At 63.8% G+C, this 17017-nt stretch carries 15 protein-coding genes; 10 read left to right on the top strand and 5 right to left on the bottom strand.

Annotated features, from left to right (window positions below; translation table 11 throughout):
* Nucleotides 1-12 precede the first annotated feature (12 nt).
* Nucleotides 13-186, top strand: a complete 174-nt coding sequence (locus ACM9HJ_RS22265; protein WP_416573966.1) for a hypothetical protein — start codon at nt 13-15, stop codon at nt 184-186.
* On the opposite strand, the gene ACM9HJ_RS22260 is transcribed toward ACM9HJ_RS22265, so the two are convergent.
* The 3 genes from ACM9HJ_RS22260 to ACM9HJ_RS22250 all read right to left on the bottom strand — a co-directional run bounded on the left by ACM9HJ_RS22260 (nt 147) and on the right by ACM9HJ_RS22250 (nt 1320).
* Complete coding sequence (locus ACM9HJ_RS22260) at nt 147-755, bottom strand: hypothetical protein (protein ID WP_416573965.1); 609 nt, start codon at nt 753-755, stop codon at nt 147-149. The two genes, ACM9HJ_RS22265 and ACM9HJ_RS22260, sit on opposite strands and share 40 nt — an antisense overlap.
* Nucleotides 756-829: 74 nt before the next feature.
* Nucleotides 830-1045, bottom strand: coding sequence for an SLBB domain-containing protein (locus ACM9HJ_RS22255; protein ID WP_416573964.1), 216 nt, complete (start codon nt 1043-1045; stop codon nt 830-832).
* A complete protein-coding gene (locus ACM9HJ_RS22250; RefSeq protein WP_416573963.1) occupies nt 1045-1320 on the bottom strand; it encodes a polysaccharide biosynthesis/export family protein in 276 nt (91 codons plus the stop codon). The genes ACM9HJ_RS22255 and ACM9HJ_RS22250 overlap by 1 nt, the downstream gene beginning before the upstream one ends.
* 256 nt (nt 1321-1576) lie before the next feature.
* Between ACM9HJ_RS22250 and ACM9HJ_RS22245 the strand changes: the two genes are divergently transcribed.
* Complete coding sequence (locus ACM9HJ_RS22245) at nt 1577-2707, top strand: nucleotidyltransferase family protein (RefSeq protein WP_416573962.1); 1131 nt, start codon at nt 1577-1579, stop codon at nt 2705-2707.
* A gap of 653 nt (nt 2708-3360) precedes the next feature.
* A complete protein-coding gene (locus ACM9HJ_RS22240) occupies nt 3361-3489 on the top strand; it encodes a hypothetical protein (protein WP_416573961.1) in 129 nt (42 codons plus the stop codon).
* A gap of 77 nt (nt 3490-3566) precedes the next feature.
* Here ACM9HJ_RS22240 and ACM9HJ_RS22235 read toward each other — a convergent pair whose 3' ends face one another.
* Complete coding sequence (locus ACM9HJ_RS22235) at nt 3567-5219, bottom strand: class I adenylate-forming enzyme family protein (protein ID WP_416573960.1); 1653 nt, start codon at nt 5217-5219, stop codon at nt 3567-3569.
* Between the two features lie 315 nt (nt 5220-5534).
* Between ACM9HJ_RS22235 and ACM9HJ_RS22230 the strand changes: the two genes are divergently transcribed.
* From ACM9HJ_RS22230 to ACM9HJ_RS22200, 7 genes are all read left to right on the top strand, one after another.
* Complete coding sequence (locus ACM9HJ_RS22230) at nt 5535-6719, top strand: CaiB/BaiF CoA transferase family protein (protein ID WP_416573959.1); 1185 nt, start codon at nt 5535-5537, stop codon at nt 6717-6719.
* Nucleotides 6720-6834: 115 nt separating this feature from the next.
* Nucleotides 6835-8049 carry an aromatic ring-hydroxylating oxygenase subunit alpha gene (locus ACM9HJ_RS22225; RefSeq protein ID WP_416573958.1) on the top strand — a complete coding sequence of 405 codons (1215 nt, stop codon included), beginning with the start codon at nt 6835-6837 and terminating at the stop codon, nt 8047-8049.
* Nucleotides 8050-8189: 140 nt separating this feature from the next.
* Nucleotides 8190-9647: a 3-oxoacyl-[acyl-carrier-protein] synthase III C-terminal domain-containing protein gene (locus ACM9HJ_RS22220; protein WP_416573957.1), complete on the top strand. Its 1458-nt coding sequence runs from the start codon at nt 8190-8192 to the stop codon at nt 9645-9647.
* A gap of 89 nt (nt 9648-9736) precedes the next feature.
* Complete coding sequence (locus ACM9HJ_RS22215; RefSeq protein ID WP_416573956.1) at nt 9737-10939, top strand: acetyl-CoA acetyltransferase; 1203 nt, start codon at nt 9737-9739, stop codon at nt 10937-10939.
* Between the two features lie 4 nt (nt 10940-10943).
* Entirely contained in the window at nt 10944-11804 is an 861-nt protein-coding gene (locus ACM9HJ_RS22210) for an SDR family oxidoreductase (RefSeq protein ID WP_416573955.1), read from the top strand.
* Nucleotides 11805-11875: 71 nt separating this feature from the next.
* Entirely contained in the window at nt 11876-12448 is a 573-nt protein-coding gene (locus ACM9HJ_RS22205) for a 3TM-type holin (protein WP_416573954.1), read from the top strand.
* Nucleotides 12449-12667: 219 nt separating this feature from the next.
* Nucleotides 12668-13378 carry a cupin domain-containing protein gene (locus tag ACM9HJ_RS22200; protein ID WP_416573953.1) on the top strand — a complete coding sequence of 237 codons (711 nt, stop codon included), beginning with the start codon at nt 12668-12670 and terminating at the stop codon, nt 13376-13378.
* Between the two features lie 67 nt (nt 13379-13445).
* Here ACM9HJ_RS22200 and ACM9HJ_RS22195 read toward each other — a convergent pair whose 3' ends face one another.
* On the bottom strand, nt 13446-16865 hold the full coding sequence (locus ACM9HJ_RS22195) for a TonB-dependent receptor (RefSeq protein WP_416573952.1): 3420 nt from the start codon (nt 16863-16865) through the stop codon (nt 13446-13448).
* Nucleotides 16866-17017 lie beyond the last annotated feature (152 nt).

Raw genomic sequence — 17017 nt, 5'->3', positions numbered from 1 at the left:
TCCGAAACCGGTGTGGGCCGGGGCTGGGCCACCGCCCTGGCCGATGCCGGTCACCAGATCGATATCCTGACCCAGGCCGGCAATCGTCCCGCGATAGAGGCGGAACTGGCCGTCAGGCCCCGCCCGCTTCTGCGGTTCCATTGGCATCAGCTGCCGCCGGCGGTCTGGCTCGTCACCGTGCCGTAGGAGTTGGCTATGGCCTGCACGGCGGTGGCCGGCGCCGTCTGATAGACGACGGGGTTCGAGACGACCTGGGTCACGGTGGTCGCGACCGATGCGGCGGGGGCCGGATTGACGCTCACAATCTGTTCGGCGACGCTGACGGCCTGGGTGGCGACGGTCGGGTTGCCGGTGGCCTGGGCCACCTGCACCGCGGTGCTTGCATAACCGGCCACCTGGGTCTGGGCGGTCTGGATGGCGATCGGGTTGACGAAGATACGGGCAGCGGTCGTCACCACGGTTTCCGTCTGGGTTGGCGCACTGGTCTGGACCGGTGTGCTGCGGACAATCTCCAGTGCGGCGGCACGCTGCGTGTTGCCGCCCGACAATGTCTGGATGAGCTCCTGCACGCGGCCGCCATTGCCGGTCTGTACCGCAGAGCGGAGTTGCACGGGCAGTGCTGCAATCGCGGCGGCAATGGAACCCGGCTGCTGGGCGAAAGCCGGCACCGGCACCGCGATGGCTGAAGCCATCAGGGCGGTCGTCAGCAGGAAGGTGCGGGCCAGACGCATGGCTTCAACCTTTGATAAATTCATTTTCAACCAATTTACGCTTTCAGCCATGGGCTCAAGCAAAGGGTTGGGTCCATGACGAAGGCTATGCATGGCGGTCAGAAGCGCCGTTCCAGCACCTTGATGATGTCGCCCGGCAGGATCGGCGTGCGTTCATTGGCACGGTATTCGACCTGCTTGCCATCGATCATGCGGACCAGGACAACCTCCTCGATACGGGCGCGGTAATCATAGCCGCCGGCCTGGGCAATGGCGCTCAGCACCGTCATGCCGGAATTGTACTGGAACTCACCGGGCTGCCGGACTTCTCCCATCACATGGAAGGGGCGGAAGGTCTGGACTCCACGGAGACATTGGGTGTCTGCACGAACCGGTTGCGGGAGAGATATTTCTCCACACGGACCGCCAGCTGCTTGCCCGTCAGGCCGGCGGAGGGGACGTTGCCGACCGGGGGCATATTGATGTTGCCGACGGGGTCCAGCGTGAAATCGCCGCTCAGCGACGGTTCGTTGAACACGGTCACGCGGACACGGTTGCCGGGTTCGAGCTGATAACCCTCGGTAGCGTTGATGGTGCTGCCGGGAGCCATCTCATCGGGGAAGCTTCCCACCGTCTGCTGGCAGCCGGCCAGGAACAGCTAAGTGACGGTCAGGCCAGCAAGGATGCTGAAATTCCTGCGGCGAGCGGGCATCAGGCACAAAATCCCAGGTTGACGAGATGGCGGGTTGATGGTGGCATCCGCCCGCCTGCAACCGCTCTATGCTGAAAGCCACCATACCGGGGTGGCGCCTGTCAAATCAATGAGGCATGGCACAGCAGGGCATACTCGGTCACGGAGTCCATTGATGCGTCCGGCATCCTGGGAGGATGATGCTTTCCAATCCCTGTGCGGATTGATCGGCTGTGAGCTGAAGGGGGCGGCCCCCCCGGAAATCACGGATACCTCTGCCCTTGTCCCCATGGCCCGCCGGCACCGGCTGCTGGATATTCTGGGCAGGGTTCCAGGCGCGTCGCCCGATGTGAAGGCGGCATTGCAATCACAGGTTCGGGCGGGGTTGCGGCAGGTGGCTGCCCTGGCCGCCATCATCAGGGCGGCGCAGAAGCGCGGGCTGCCGGTCATCGTCGTGAAGGGGGTGGCTCTTTCCATGCTGCTGCATGGCGACCCCTGCAGGCGGGCGGCGGGCGATATCGATCTGCTGGTGCCGCCCGGCCGGTTCATGGCGGCAGCTGAATTGCTCATGGAGCTGGGTTATACCCTGGACCCCGACGGCCCCCCGCTATCCGCCATGGAGGGGGGCAACCAGCATATCCGCGACCTGACCTTCATCGGCCATGGCCAGCGCATCGAGCTTCACCGCCGGCTGTACGAACTGAGCACAAGGCTGCCGGGCGATTTCGATATTCTGTGGTCGCACCGCAGCGACCTGACGGTGGGGCCGGTGACAATCCCGACGATCGGTCCAGTGCATCTCGCCCTTTATCTCCTGGTCCATGGCCATGGCCATGATTGGGAACGGCTGCGCTGGCTGCTGGATCTGGCCCTGCTGTTGCGGCAGCCCGGCTTGATGGAGATGTTGCAACAGCAGGCCCGGCAATACCGGGTCGAACGCGCCCACGGACAGGCACTGGCCCTGATCGGCCATCTGTTCGGACCGCTGCCGGCCTTTCCCGTGGCAGGCGCCGTTCCGGCCCGGCCGGTGCGGATGATGATGGTCTATGGCATGGGCATGGAACCGTCTCCCAAAACCACCACCTGGTTCATCCACCGTCTAGGGCATAAATGGCGGGATTACCGCCTGCATGACGGTCTTGGTGATTTCCTGTCGGCCATGTCGCGGGATTTGGGGACCAGTGTCGGGGATATGGCACTGTTCAAGCTTCCCCCCGGTTTGGCCTGGCTTTATCCGTTTCTGCGGCCCGTCGGTTTCCTGTGGCGCAACTTCCGGCCAGGCCGGCGAGAAAGACATCCTCCTTGACCGGTGTCGGGCTGGGTCATTGGTGATATGTACATTCATTAATATTGCCGGAATATGTTTTACGGGGAATCCAAAGAAACACTTGATGTTACTGGCGAGTGGTGCGCCCATTTGTTCATGATTTTTTATGGCTCACAGGAGTGAGATGGCGCATAAACTGTTCATAACGCCTGTTTATAGCAAAAGATCCATCCGAATTTTCATGTTAGGATGCTCTTTTATTTGGAATAAAATATAAGACGTTCAAGAGTTTGCTGAAGCGGCGTCGCATCTGGCCTTACCTTTCTCCAGGTGCGTCAACATGCTGAGGTTGAGGAGACGGATGCCTGTCGATTTGCCGACCCGGTCCGATAGCGGCCGGCCTGTTGAAGGAGCGGACGATCCGGGCCGGTGGCACCGGCGGTGCGGCGGTGGCGGTGCACGCGCCGGCGACTATCTCTGGGCCGAACCGGCAAAGTTCGACAAGGATGGCTACAGGATGCTGAGAACGCCGTCAGACCGCTTCACGACCTGATGTTCTCCATTTGTCCGCTTAGCGTGGTTTTTCGCCCCTTCAATGTCGTGACCCCTGCGGAAGGGATCTGCATGCATCGCACGCAACGTTTCCCTCCCGCGGACGTTGCCTGGCAAGGCACCAACCCGGGAGAAGGATAATGAGGAAGACAATGATGCGCCTGGTGGCGGCGACGGTACTGGCGGGATTGCTGGCCGGTTGCGTGGCGGTGGTACCGCTGGGGGAAACCCGATCGGAGACCAAGACGGCAACCAAGGGAAAATCCTGAGGTCCAGGACCTTGTAATTTCCATAATTATCATTAGCACGCAAATGTGGCCCACCAGGGCAGAACCCGTTTTGTACCCTATGCCACCGCACCGATGGCCAGTTCCGCTTCCAGCTGCTGACGCAGCTTGTATTTCTGTATCTTGCTGGCCGACATCGGCCAGGCGGTCACGAAGCGCACATGGCGCGGCACCTTGAAGCTGGAGATTTTGCCCCGGCAGAAATCCACCACCTCCTGCGCCGTCAGGCCGGTACCGGGATGCAGTTCGATGAAGGCGGCCGCCACCTCCGTCAGGCGGGGGTCGGGCACGCCCACCACCTGGCACAGCTTCACCGCCGGGTGCCCGCCGATATAGGCTTCGATCTCCGCCGCCGCGACATTCTCCCCGCCGACCTTCAGCATGTCCTTGGTGCGGCCGTGGAACATGATGTTGCCATCCGCATCCAGCGACCCGACATCGCCGGAATGCAGCCAGCCGTCGCGCAGGGCATCGGCCGTCTTGACAGGGTCCTTATAGTACCCATCCAGCAGGCCGGGGCCGCGCACCAGGATTTCCCCCTTCTGCCCCGCCGGCAGGTCGTTGCCCAGCGCATCGACGATCCGCACCTGGATACCGGGCAGCGGCCGGCCCAGCCTGGTCGTCCGCACCTCGTAACTATCGTCCAGGCGGCTGGTGCAGACCGTTCCCGCCGCTTCCGACAGACCATAGGTGCCGACCTGGATGCAGTTGGGCATCGCCTTGGCCAGCATCTCCTTAATCGCCCCTGTCTGCACCGCCAGCGATGAATTCATCAGCCGCATCGAAGACAGGTCGGTCTTCACGAAATCGGGATGGTGGATCAGGTCCACCATGATCGGCGCGAAGCAGGGATATGTCGCGGTGACCTTGTATGTCTCCAGCATCTTCAGCGCCACACCGGCATCGAAATGCTGCATGGAGAGATAGGTGCCGCCCACCGCATAGATCGCCACCAGCGGCAGGATGGCCGCGATATGGAACAAGGGCAGCGGCGACCAGAACCGGTCGCGGCCGGTCAACTCGTACCGTTCGGCCAGGGCCTGCGACGTGCGCACGATGGCCTCATGGCTGATCAGGCAGCCCTTGGGGTTGGACGTGGTGCCGGAGGTGTAGAGCACGATGCCCGGATCACGCACGCGGGCGAAGGCGCGGCGTTCATGCACGGCCTCATCGCTCACCGTCCCGGCCAGCGCGTCGAACCGCGCGGCCTCCACCGTGAAGCCCCGCCCCCCTTCGCCCAGCAGCACGATGGACCGCAGGCGCGGGCAGCCGGGCAGGCGCAGGTCCATCGGGTCCGCTTGGGTCGCCAGCCCCTCCAGCCCTTCGCACAGGCGGTCGACGAAGTTCAGCTGGTCGGCCACCTGTTCGGTGGTGACGATGGTGACCAGATCGGCGTTTTCCACCACATAGGCCAGCTCGTGCGCGCGGTACCGGGCATTGATCGGCACGGTCACGGCACCGGCCAGCGACACGCCGAACAGGACGTCGACGAAATCGATGCAGGAGGGCAGCAGCACGCCGACATGGTCCCCCGGCCGCACGCCAAGCGCCATCAGCCCCTTGGCATAGCGCAGGGCCCGGCTGGCCAGATCGCGATAGGTCAGCTTCTCCATGGGGAAGATCAGCGCGTCCGTGTCGGGCCAGCGGTATGCTGCGGACAGAAGCAGGTCGCCCAGGGTGGTGGCATGGATGAACTGGTCGGCCTTGCTCATCAGGGATCGAACCTTTCAGGCGGCTTGGGATTCTTCTGGGGGACCATCGCCCCGGTACCTCCCCGCTTCACAGGAGAGGGTGAACGGCTGATCACGTCGTGTTGTTTCAAAAAATATACACACAAGGCCATTTCTGTGTAAAATCAAAAAGTCGAAGCCGCCTATTTTTGCTGCGCTGCGACATACGCTCTTGTGCAATGCCGGGAAAACCCGCAGGAAGCATAGGTTTATGCGGCATTGCCGGTTTATGCTCGCTGACGATATTCTGTATGCAGAGCAACAGACCGGGACGGCCCCGGCCAGGGAGGAATACCGGTGGGACAGGTGCTGGACGGGGTGCGGGTGCTGGATTTCGGCCGCTATGTGGCCGGCCCCTATTGCGCCACCCTGCTGGGCTATTTCGGCGCCGAGGTGATCCGCATCGAAAGGCCGGGCGGGGGGGAGGACCGGTTCATCACCCCCGTGACGGAGGCCGGCGAAGGGGCCGGCTGGCTGCAGATGGGTGTCAATAAACGCTCCCTGACCCTGAACCCGACCAAGCCGGAGGGGCGGGAGGTGGTGCGAAGGCTGGTCGCCACAGCCGATGTCGTGGTGGCCAATCTGCCGCCGCCTTCCCTGGTCGCCATGGGCCTGGACGAGGCTTCCTTGCGTGCCATCAAACCCGACATCATCCCCGTGCTGATCTCCAGCTTTGGTGCCGATGGCCCCTGGGCGGCACGCGGCGGGTTCGACGGGGTGGGACAGGCCATGTCGGGTGCCATGTATTTCTCCGGCACGCCGGAACAGCCGATGAAGGCCGGCGCCCCTTATGTGGATTTCGGCACGGGCATGTTCGCGGCCCTGGGCGCCATGGCAGCGTTGATGGAAAGGCGCGCATCGGGCCGGGGACAGACGGTGCAGGCCAGCCTGCTCTCCACCGGCCTGACCCTGTTCAACGCCTTCCTGATCGAACAGGCGGTGACGGGGATCGGCCGGGTGGGCACCGGCAACCGGGTGCAGACATCGGCCCCGTCGGACGTGTTCACCACCCTGGATGGTCATGTCCTGATCCATACGGTGGGTGACGGCCTGTTCGCGCGCTGGTGCGACATGGTGGGGGAACCGGATTGGAAGACCGATCCGCGCTTTGCCGGTGATCAGGCGCGCGGCGACAACAACGCCGTGCTGTGCGCCCGCATGGCGGATTGGTGCGCGACACGGACGGTGGATGAAGCGGTGACGGCGCTGGCGGCGGCCGGCATTCCCGGCGGGCCGGTCCTGTCACCGCAACAGGCGCTGGACCATGAGCAGGTACGGGCCACCGGCCTGTTCCAGCCCGTGGATTATCCGGGCCTGCCCCGCCCCGCCCCCGTGGCCGGCCCGCCCGTCACCCTGTCGGCGACACCTGGAACCATCCGTTCCCGCCCGCCCCTGGTGGGGGAACAGACGGACGCGATCCTGGCCGAACTGGGCTATGGCACCGACGCCATCCAAGCGCTGCGGGATGCCCGCATCGTTTGATGTACACAATTTATCGACTTTCTGTATGCATAATGATCTGGTAGATATGCATCAGAGAGACGAAGCTGGCAGCCAAGCCGGCACCATCCGATCGAGATGAGAGGGGAGAAGAACCATGGACGCCCTGGAGATCGACCGTATCAAGGCCGGCATGCAATATGAGTCCACGCGTGTGGGCCCGCCGGATGATTTCCCGGAAATGCCGGAAATCCCCGCCGGCCGCTATGTCGACCCGGACTTCTATGAACTGGAGCGGCAGTCGCTGTGGCGTAAGACTTGGATATACGCGATCCATGGCGACGAGGTGCCGGAGATCGGGTCGTACCTGAAATGGGACCGGCTGGGTGACCCCCTGTTCTTCGTGCGCGGCGACGACAACAGGGTACGCTGCTTTTATAATACCTGCCGCCATCGCGGCGCGCCGGTGGTGACGGAGGACAAGGGCAAGGGCCGCGGCATGGTCTGCGGCTACCATGGCTGGACCTATAATCTGAAGGGCGACCTGATCAATCTGCGCGACAAGCGCGACTTCGTCGGCCTGAACATGAAGTGCAAGTCGCTGATCGAGGTGCGGTGCGAGAATTTCGGCAACTGGCATTTCATCAACATGGACGCCGATGCCGGACCGCTGATGGACTATCTGGCCCCCGTCGTGCCCGACCTGTCGGAATTCCAGCCGCAAAATCTGCGCCTGGCCGACCGGCATGGGGTGGTGGTGGAATGCAATGTCAAGGTGCTGCTGGATGCGTTCCTGGAGGTCTATCACCTGAAATCCATCCACCAGAACACGGTGGACCGGTTCCTGGACCATCGCGGATCGCACATGACCCTGTGGCCGGGCGGCCATTCGCGCATGGTCACCCCCAACCGCCGCCCCGACTGGCAGGACCCCGGCACCAAGGGTCTGCCCGACATCCCCACCGTGGGCGAAATCCCGCGCACGGCCAATGTGTCGATCAATGTCTATCCCAACATCGTGGTGCCGCCGGCCCCCACCGGCATGCCGTTCATACTGTTCTGGCCGATCGATATCAGGCGCATGTATATCGAGGTCTGCTGGTTCTCCCCCGACTGGGGTGACGGTCCGCGTCCGGAGATCTGGGACACCCGCATCTCCAATTTCGACCGTATCCTGGAAGAGGATACGCAGTTCGCCGACAGCATCCAGAAATCGGTGGAAAGCGGCGGCTTCACCGGCATTTCGCTGAACTATCAGGAACGCCGCATCTATCACTGGCATGAGGAACTGGACCGCCGCATCGGGGCGGAGAACCTGCCCGACCATCTGCGGGTGGCGCAGGTGCTGGCGCGGTTTGTCGAGGCGGCGTGAGGGGACCCTCGCTTGCCGGCTCTCCCATAGAAGTCTGGGCACCGAGGTCTAACCAAACTCTACCGTCACCCCGGCGAAGGCCGGGGTGACGGTAGTGAGGGCGATAGCGACGGTACCCCAATCCGAGAGGTCCAACTCCCGTGACCCAATCCCCCATCGGCATCACCGGCTTCGGCGCCTACATCCCCCGCCTGCGCCTGTCGCGCAAGGCGATGGCCGAGGCACTCAACTGGCTGGACCCCAACCTTGCCGCCAATGCCAAGGGCGAGCGCGCCGTCGCCAATTGGGACGAGGACAGTTTGACCATGGCGGTGGAGGCGGCGCGCGACCTGCTGGCCGCCCGTCCCACCGCACCCGAGCGGCTGGTCTTCGCCTCCACCACCCTGCCCTTCCAGGACCGGTCCAATGCCGGACTGCTGGCCGATGCGCTGGGCCTGGACGAGACCACGCGACCGGCAGACGCCACGGGCAGCCTGCGGGCGGCCACCACCGCATTACTGTCCGCCTTCGACCAGACGGGAAGCAGCCTGATCGTCGCAGCCGACCGGCGGCTGGCCCGGCCGGGCAGCGTGCAGGATTTCACCTATGGCCATGGGGCCGCCGCCATCAGTGTGGGCAGCGGGGCGGCGGTGATCGCCGAATTTCTGGCCGGACACGCCATCTTCCGCGATCTGGTGGACCATTACCGGGCGGAGGGCGAGACGGCGGATTACGTGCTGGAGGAACGCTGGGGCCGGGATGAAGGCTATCTGAAGATCGTGCCCGCCGCCGTGAAGGGTGCCCTGGCCAGAGCCGGGCTGGAACCCACACAGGTGGATCATTTCATCCTGCCCGGCACCATCGCCAAGATCCAGGCGACGCTCGCCGCCAAACTCGGTCTGCGCGCCGACAGCGTCGTCGACCCGCTGGGGGCCAGCGTCGGGGATACCGGTGCCGCCCATCCGTTGCTGATGCTGGCCAACCTGCTGGGCCGCACGCAGCCGGGGCGGGTGATCCTGCTGGTCGGGTTCGGCCAGGGCGCGGACGCCATCCTGCTGCGTACCACTCCGGCGCTGGCCGATTTCGCCCCCGCCACGGGGGTGGCCGGATGGCTGGCGCGCCGTCAGGTGGAGAACAACTATCTGAAGCACCTGTCCTTTTCCGGCATGGTCGATATCCATTTCGGCATGCGGGCGGAGCATGACAAGCGCACGGCCCATTCCGTGGCCTTCCGCAAACGCGACATGATCAACGGCCTGACCGGCGGGCGCTGCGGCGCGTGTGATTGCGTGCAGTTCCCGCGCACCCGCGTCTGCGTGAACCCCGCCTGCGCCGCCGTGGACACGCAAAAGCCGGTGCGGCTGGCCGACGAGCCCGCGTCGGTGAAAACCTTCACGGAGGATTGGCTGGGTTTCACCCCCTGCCCGCCGCTGGCCTATGGCAATGTCCAGTTCGCCAATGGCGCCAACGTGATGATGGAATTCACCGATATCCAGGCGGGACAGCTGTCGGTGGGTCTGCCCGTGCGGCTGGTCTTCCGGTTGAAGGATGATGACGAGAAGCGCGGCTTCCGCCGGTATTTCTGGAAGGCGACGCCAGCCGTCGCCGCGAAGACATGAGGCCAGGTCTCTTTGCGAGACCTGGCACGCCGGCGCCTGAGGCCGATGATCGGTACCGATCATCGGAACATGAAAGGGAGGCCTGAACCATGGCCAAGGGTATCCGCGACAAGGTGGCGATCATCGGCATGGGCTGTTCGCGCTTCGGCGAACGCTGGGATGCCGGGCCGGATGATCTGATGCTGGAGGCGTTCCAGGAATGCATTGCCGATGCCGGCATCGACAAGTCGGAGATCCAGGCCGGCTGGATGGGCGTGTTCTTCGATGAACAATCGGTGGGCAAGTCGGCCCTGCCGCTGTCCATGGCTTTACGACTGCCCAACATCCCCGTGACACGGGTGGAAAACCTGTGCGCCACGGGGACGGAGGCGCTGCGCGGGGCCGTCTATGCCGTGGCGGCGGGGGCGTGCGACATCGCCATCGCCATGGGCGTGGAGAAACTGAAGGATACCGGCTTCGGCGGCCTGCCGGAGCGCACCAAGGGCAGCTTCGAGGATCTCTGGCTGCCGCAGAACACGGCACCCGGCGGCTTCGCGCAACTGGGTGCCGCCTATGCTGCGCGCACCGGCACCCCCATGGCCGACCTGAAGCGCGCCATGGCCCATATCTCGGTGAAAAGCCATGCCAATGGCGCGCTCAACCCCAAGGCGCATCTGCGCAACCCGATCACCAAGCAACAGGTGCTGGATGCCCGCATGGTGGCCTATCCGCTGGGCCTGTTCGATTGCGCCGGCGTGTCGGACGGGGCGGCCTGTGCCATCGTCACCACACCGGAAATCGCCAAATCGCTGGGCAAGATGAACCCCGTCACGGTGAAGGCACTGCAGCTGGCACCCAGCAACGGGGTGGAACTGGCGCACGGGTCCTGGGATGGGTCCTACACCCTGACCACCCGCATCGCGGCGAAGCGGGCCTATGAGGAGGCGGGGATACGGGACCCGCGCGCCGAGCTGTCGCTGATCGAGGTGCATGATTGTTTCTCCGTTACCGAACTGGTGGTGATGGAGGATCTGGGCCTGTCGCCGGAGGGTGGTGCCGTGCGCGACGTCATGGACGGGTTCTACGACCGCGATGGCAAAATCCCCTGCCAGATCGATGGCGGCCTGAAATGTTTCGGTCATCCGATCGGGGCCACCGGCCTGCGCATGGTCTATGAGATCTACCTACAGCTTCAGGGCCGCGCGGGGGAGCGGCAATTGCCCGACCCGCGCTATGGCCTGACCCATAATCTGGGCGGCCTGCCCAACCGCAACATCACGTCGGTCGCCATCATCGGGCGGCTGGGGGACTGAACCCATGACCGAACCCAAACAATGGGGCCATAGCGACGAACAGCTTGCCGGCCTGCCCACCGTCTATCGTTCCGACCTGCTGGCGGGACAGGTGATCGTGCTGTCGGGCGGAGGCAGCGGCATGGGGCGCGCCATGGCCTATCTGTTTGCCCGGCTGGGCGCACAGGTGATGATCTGCGGTCGGCGGGAGGAAAAGCTGGCGGAAACCCGCGACGGCATCCGCCACCATCTGGGCCTGGACATCGCCTATACGCCGATGACCATCCGCGAGCCCGATCAGGTGGACGCGCTGATGGACCGCACCATCGCGGAATTCGGGCGCATCGACCATGTGGTGAATAATGGCGGCGGGCAGTATCCGCAGGCGGCCATCGATTTTTCCAAGAAGGGCTGGAACGCCGTCATCGACACCAACCTGAACGGCACCTGGCATATGATGCAGGCAGCCGCACAGCGCTGGCGCGACCGGGGAGAGGCCGGGTCGATCGTCAATATCGTCGCCTATATCGAACGCGGCATGCCCCAGGCCGCCCATACCTGTGCGGCGCGCGCCGGGGTGATCTATCTGTCCAAAAGCGTGGCGGTGGAGTGGGCGCCGCTGAACATCCGCGTCAATTGCGTGGCGCCGGGATCGATCGCCACCGACGGCATGAATGTCTATCCACCGGAAGCCAGCGCACGTTTCGGCAATTCCAACCCGATGCGACGGCTGGGCGACGGCTGGGACATCGCGGAGGGCGTGGTCTATCTGCTGGCACCCTCGGGCAAGTTCATCACCGGCGAGATGATCACCATCGATGGCGGCATGCAGATGTGGGGCACGGTCTGGCCCGGCGGCGTACCGGACCATTTCAATGTGGTTTAAAATCCGACCGTTTTTGATTTTATGTTTTTATTCCTATATCCTGTATCTCCACACATCAGGGGGATCACGGGATGTTGACCAAGCTGCTGCAAACCGTCATTGGCGGCGGGGTCCAGGCGGTGGCCAGCGCCATCACGCCCTTTACCGGCGACAAGGTCCAGGATGAACAGGGCCGCCACGCGGAGATGCTGGCCCGGTTCCAGCAATTCGGCGCGGAATTCGCCGACCGCCAGGCCCGCACCTGGTGGGACAGTTTCATCGATGGCCTGAACCGCCTGCCCCGGCCCGCCATGGCGCTGGGGGTGATCGGCATCTTCGTCTGGGCCTCGGCCGACCCGGTGGGTTTCGCCGCCGCCGCCCAGGCCTGGGCGTTGATCCCGGAAGAGATGTGGATCGTGCTGGGAGCGGTGATCACCTTCTTCTTCGGCGACCGCACCCTGCTGGCCAGCCGCCGGTCACGAGGGCCGACGATGGAACAGGTGCAGGCGGTGCTGGACACGCAGCGGAAGATCGCGGCGATGCGTCCCGTCGCACCCGTCGATCCCGACCGCTACGCACGGGAGATGGCGGACAGGGACACGCCCCTATCCGACGACGTGATCCGCGAATGGAACCGCCGGCATGGGGCGAACGGGGCGGGCTGATACCAATGACATGAGTTTTTTACTCATGTCATTGGGGGCCGGCGACCGCCGGCCCGGCGCTCGAGCGCCGATAGCCAGATCCTATTTCAGAACGGCCAACACCGACATACAAGGGAAAACGAAACAGCAGGTCCTGCCGCCGCCCTGTGCTGGATCGGTGCCTCACGCCGTGTTGCCCCGCCTATCCTGCCCGCCTTCTAACGGCCGGGGATTGGCGACATGGAACGGGTATTCAGCTTCATAGACCTGCGTGCCTTCGCGGCCGATGCCTTGGCGCAAGGGGCGGCCGGCGGTTCCTGGCTGGAAGGGCGGGTGGAATTGCCGTTGGCCCCCGGTCCCGTCACCCTGTCCGCCCTGCGTCTGGCGCCCGGCCGGGGCGAGGTGCCGGCGCTGGCGGGGGATGAATTCGTGCTGGTCCTGACCGGGTCGCTGACCCTGGCGGCGGGCGGGGTGGCGGTGACCCTGGGTCCGGATGGTTCCGCCGTCGTGCCGCGCGGATTGCCGCTGTCCTGGTTGGCGCCGGCCGGTGCCACCGCGCTGGTCATGCGCAGCGCGGAGGAAGGCGGGGCCGGGGCCGATGCGCTGGTGGCAATCGATAATGACGCGCCGCTGTCGCCGTCCGGTGCACCCCTGGCCGAACTGCTGCTGACACCCACGCCTGCCTGCCGCAACAACACGCTCTACACCTCCGCCAGCGGCACCTATATGGCCGGCATCTGGGACAGCACGCCCTATCACCGCCGCGCCATGCGCTATCGCCATTTCGAGCTGATGTTGCTGCTGGAAGGGTCCGTCACCTTCGTGGACGGGGCCGGGCGTGAAGCCACCTTCGCCAAGGGCGATATCTTCCTGGTCGAACAGGGGGCCGACTGTTCCTGGGAAAGCCGGGAGCAGGTGAAGAAGGTGTTCGCCATCTACCGGCCCGCCTGAATAAAAAAATGGCGCCGTCGCGTGAGCAACGGCGCCAAGGCCTTGAGGAGAGAAGTGAACTCGAAAATCAGTAGGTGAAGCGCAGGACCGCGGTGATGCGGCGGTCATTCATGTACCAGCCGCGCGGCACCTCGACATTCTCGCCATCCGGGCCCGTCACCACCGCCGAGGTCTTGGTGACCTCGTTCAGCAGGTTCGCACCCTGCACACCCAGCTTTATCTGATCGTTCAAGCTGTAGAAGAACGAGGCGTCCCACTGGCCCGATGATTTGTTGATGATCGGGTCATAGGGGAAGATCACGTCGCGGATGGTCAGCACGAAGTCCGACCGCCAGGAATAGGAGACGCGGGCGGAGATCGGACCGTAATCCCAGAAGGGCGTGATGTTGAACTGATGCTTGGACAGGCCCTGCAGGGGCAGCTTGGTCATATCCACCGTCGTCACACGGCCTGCCCCCACATCGGGGTCGGTTTCCGACAGGGTGCTTTGCGGCACGCCCTTGGAATGGACATAGGTGTAGTTGGCCTGCAAGCCCAGACCGGAGAAGAAGCTGGGCAGGAAATCGTAGGTCTGCTGATAGGCGACTTCGAAGCCCTTGATCTTGCCCACCTGATCGGAATTAACCGACGTGTTGACAATGGCATCGAAGGTGGAGCCGTTGTTGGTCAGTGACTGGCGGACCGTATTGTTGGTCAACACGCCCTTCAGCCGCTTGTAGAACAGCGACCCCGTCAATTGTCCGACATTGGAGAAGTACCATTCCGCCGTCAGGTCGAAATTGTCGGCGGTCGTGGGCCGCAGATAGGGGTTACCGGCTTCAAACCGCCCCTGCATGCGGAAGGAACCGGGAATGGCGTTGCCATTGGCATCGACATTCTGCACCGGCTCCAGATTGACATTGTAGTAGTTGCGCACCAGCCCGATGGCAGGCGGGGCCACACCTTTGAAATAGCTGCCGCGGAACTGGACACCATCCCCCACTTCCAACTTCACATTCAGGTTGGGCAGCCAGTAATCATAGTTGATCTTGACTTCGGTCGGGTTCAGCGCGTTGTTCATGAAGGCACGGGCCTGTGCCCGAACCGCGGGCGACAGGGTACAGAAGGCCGGCAACGTCACGCCCGCCTCACCAGCGTCAATCGCCGCCTGCGTTTGCGCACAGGACGCGTCGGTGACAAAGGTACCGCGGCTCGCCGGGAAGGACTGGAAGCCCGAAGAAGTGCGGTCGGTCGTGGTGTAGCGCACGCCGACATTACCGGCCAGGTTCCAGCCATTGGCGAAGTCGGTGTCGAACCGCGTCAACAGATAGGCGGCGTTGTTCTCCTCCCGGATCGGGTTGATCTCACCCGGCAGGAAGGGCGTGCCGGCGATGACACCCTCGCGGTTGGCCAGCGCATTCCAGCCGCCATTGCGCACCACCCCGTCGGCCCCTGTTACCGTCGGTTCCCACTCCCGGTTGATGGACGTGGCATAGGCGATGTAGTCGGCATAATTCTTGGCGGAATTGCCGCTATAGAACAGGCGGCCCTGGCCCAGCAGCGGGTCGGGGAACTTGCCGCGGAAGAAGTTGGGATAGGTATATTGCTCATAGGCCGTGCCGGGAGAGCCGCCGGGCAGGGCCGGGTTGCCATTCAACGGATCATCCAGCCAGACCGGACCGTTATTGCCCCATTGTTCGGACAGGCGGCCCCAATTGTAGGTGGAGAAGCGCGCCGTCTGGCGACGGTCGGCATAGCGGTAACCGGTCTGCACCGACTTGAAGAAGTCGCTGTCCTCGACCTTGTAATCGAGGTCGATGCGGGCGGCGTCAGAATTGCCGTCGCTATCCTCGATATGGTCCATCGCCGACCGGTAGAAGCTGTTATAGGGATCGGCGAAGCTGTTATGGCCGGCACCGTAATAGGTGGGGCTGCCGGTGGCACCGTCGCCGCAGGTCCAGTTCCTCGAGGGTCCGGTACAGACCTGGGGCGGGCGGAATTCCACCGTCGGATACCCCTTGCCGCCATTCATGTCGATGAAAACATTCTGGTAGGTCGAAGCCCAAAGGCCGTTATCGATGATCCAGGTCTTCGACTTCACATGCTGATAGTCGAAATTGACACCCAGATTTTCCGTCGCGTCCCAGCGGAAGTTGAAGCCGTAATCGTCGGTCGTCAGCTTCTCGTCATGGTCACGGCGGATATTGTTGCTTTGCAGACCATATTCGGTGATGCGCGGAATATTGGGGTTGCCATTGCTGTCCGTGGGGCTGCGATTATCGTCACGCCAGCCGTTGGGGCCGGTGATGAAACCGCTCTCGAACAGGCCGGATGCGTCGAACTCCAGCGTCGTGCCCGGCACGCGCCGGCTGTCGCCATTGTTGGCCACATTGTCGGTGGCGATTTCCACCGCATGCTCGGTCCAGGCCTGCCGGCTGTCCGACCGCAGGAAGGTGAAGACGGCTTCCATGCTATTGTCGGGGCTGCGCCACTGCGCGGCACCGGCATAGCCATAGCGCTTGCGGTCGAACTCCTGGTTGCCCATCACCGCGCCGCGCGGAAACAGCACCTGGTCGGTGATGGTCGCCGGCGGTTGCCCGTCCGGGTTCTGGACGACGTCGCCATTGGAATAGAGATTGCGGACGCGGAAGCTGGAGAGCTGGAACCGGTCGGCGCGGGTCTTCAGCTGCGAACCCACGAAACTGCCCAGCAGACCCACCTCACCGATGCCCGTCTCCCAGCGGTTGGACAGCAGTACGGAGCCGGTGGGTGCCCATTTCTTCACGAAATCGCCGTAGGATGCCTCGGCGGAAGCCGACGCGACCAGCCCTTCGCCGTCGAACGGCTTGCGCGTGCGCAGGTTGACGACGCCGGCGATACCACCCTCGATCCGGTCGGCGGTGGGCGACTTGAACACGTCGACGCCACCCATCAGTTCGGCCGGCACGTCGGCAAAGCCCAGCGCACGGCCGTTATTGGCGCTGAACGCCTCGCGCCCGTTGAATTCCGACCGCACATAGGTCAGGCCGCGCACCACCACGCCCGAGCCTTCGGCCGAGAAATGGTCGGGATCGATGCCGGCAGCGAAACGGTTGATCGACACGCCGGGAATACGCTGCAACGCCTCGGTCACCGACCGGTCGGGCAGGGCACCGATATCTTCGGCCGTCACACTGTCGACGATGCTTTCAGCGTTGCGCTTGATCTCCTGCGCGCTTTCCAGCGACTTGCGGAAGCCGGTGACGATGATCTCTTCCAGCGTGCTGGAATCGGCCGCTGTGTTCGCCTGGGCCACCAGAACAGCGCTGTCATTGCCGGCAACCGACGCTGCGACCGGGGCCGCGGCCTGGCCACCGACGGGCTTATCATCTTGTTTCTGCTGGGCTTGTGCCGGCAGGACCGTCGCAATGGCGCACAGCGCCGCGACGGAGACCCCGCCTTGCAGCGTCCGGCCGATAGAATGCCGACCCCGCCGCAACCCCTTTCGGGGGCGTTCCAAAACACCCATCCCCATTCCTCCCATGTTAGCGCTAGCATTTTTAGATTTGCGCCTTGAACAAGAATAATTGGTAATCACGACCCGCCCCAACGTCAAGCACCCTTATGTTAGGGCTAACAAAAAAGTGTTTTCTTCTGTTGCGATGCAGCAAATCCCTTTGC

Origin of the sequence: Niveispirillum sp. KHB5.9, assembly GCF_048066115.1 — a bacterium.
Lineage (GTDB): Bacteria > Pseudomonadota > Alphaproteobacteria > Azospirillales > Azospirillaceae > Niveispirillum.
Note: the sequence above shows the minus strand (reverse complement) of the source record. Positions and strands in the feature narration are given on the sequence as shown.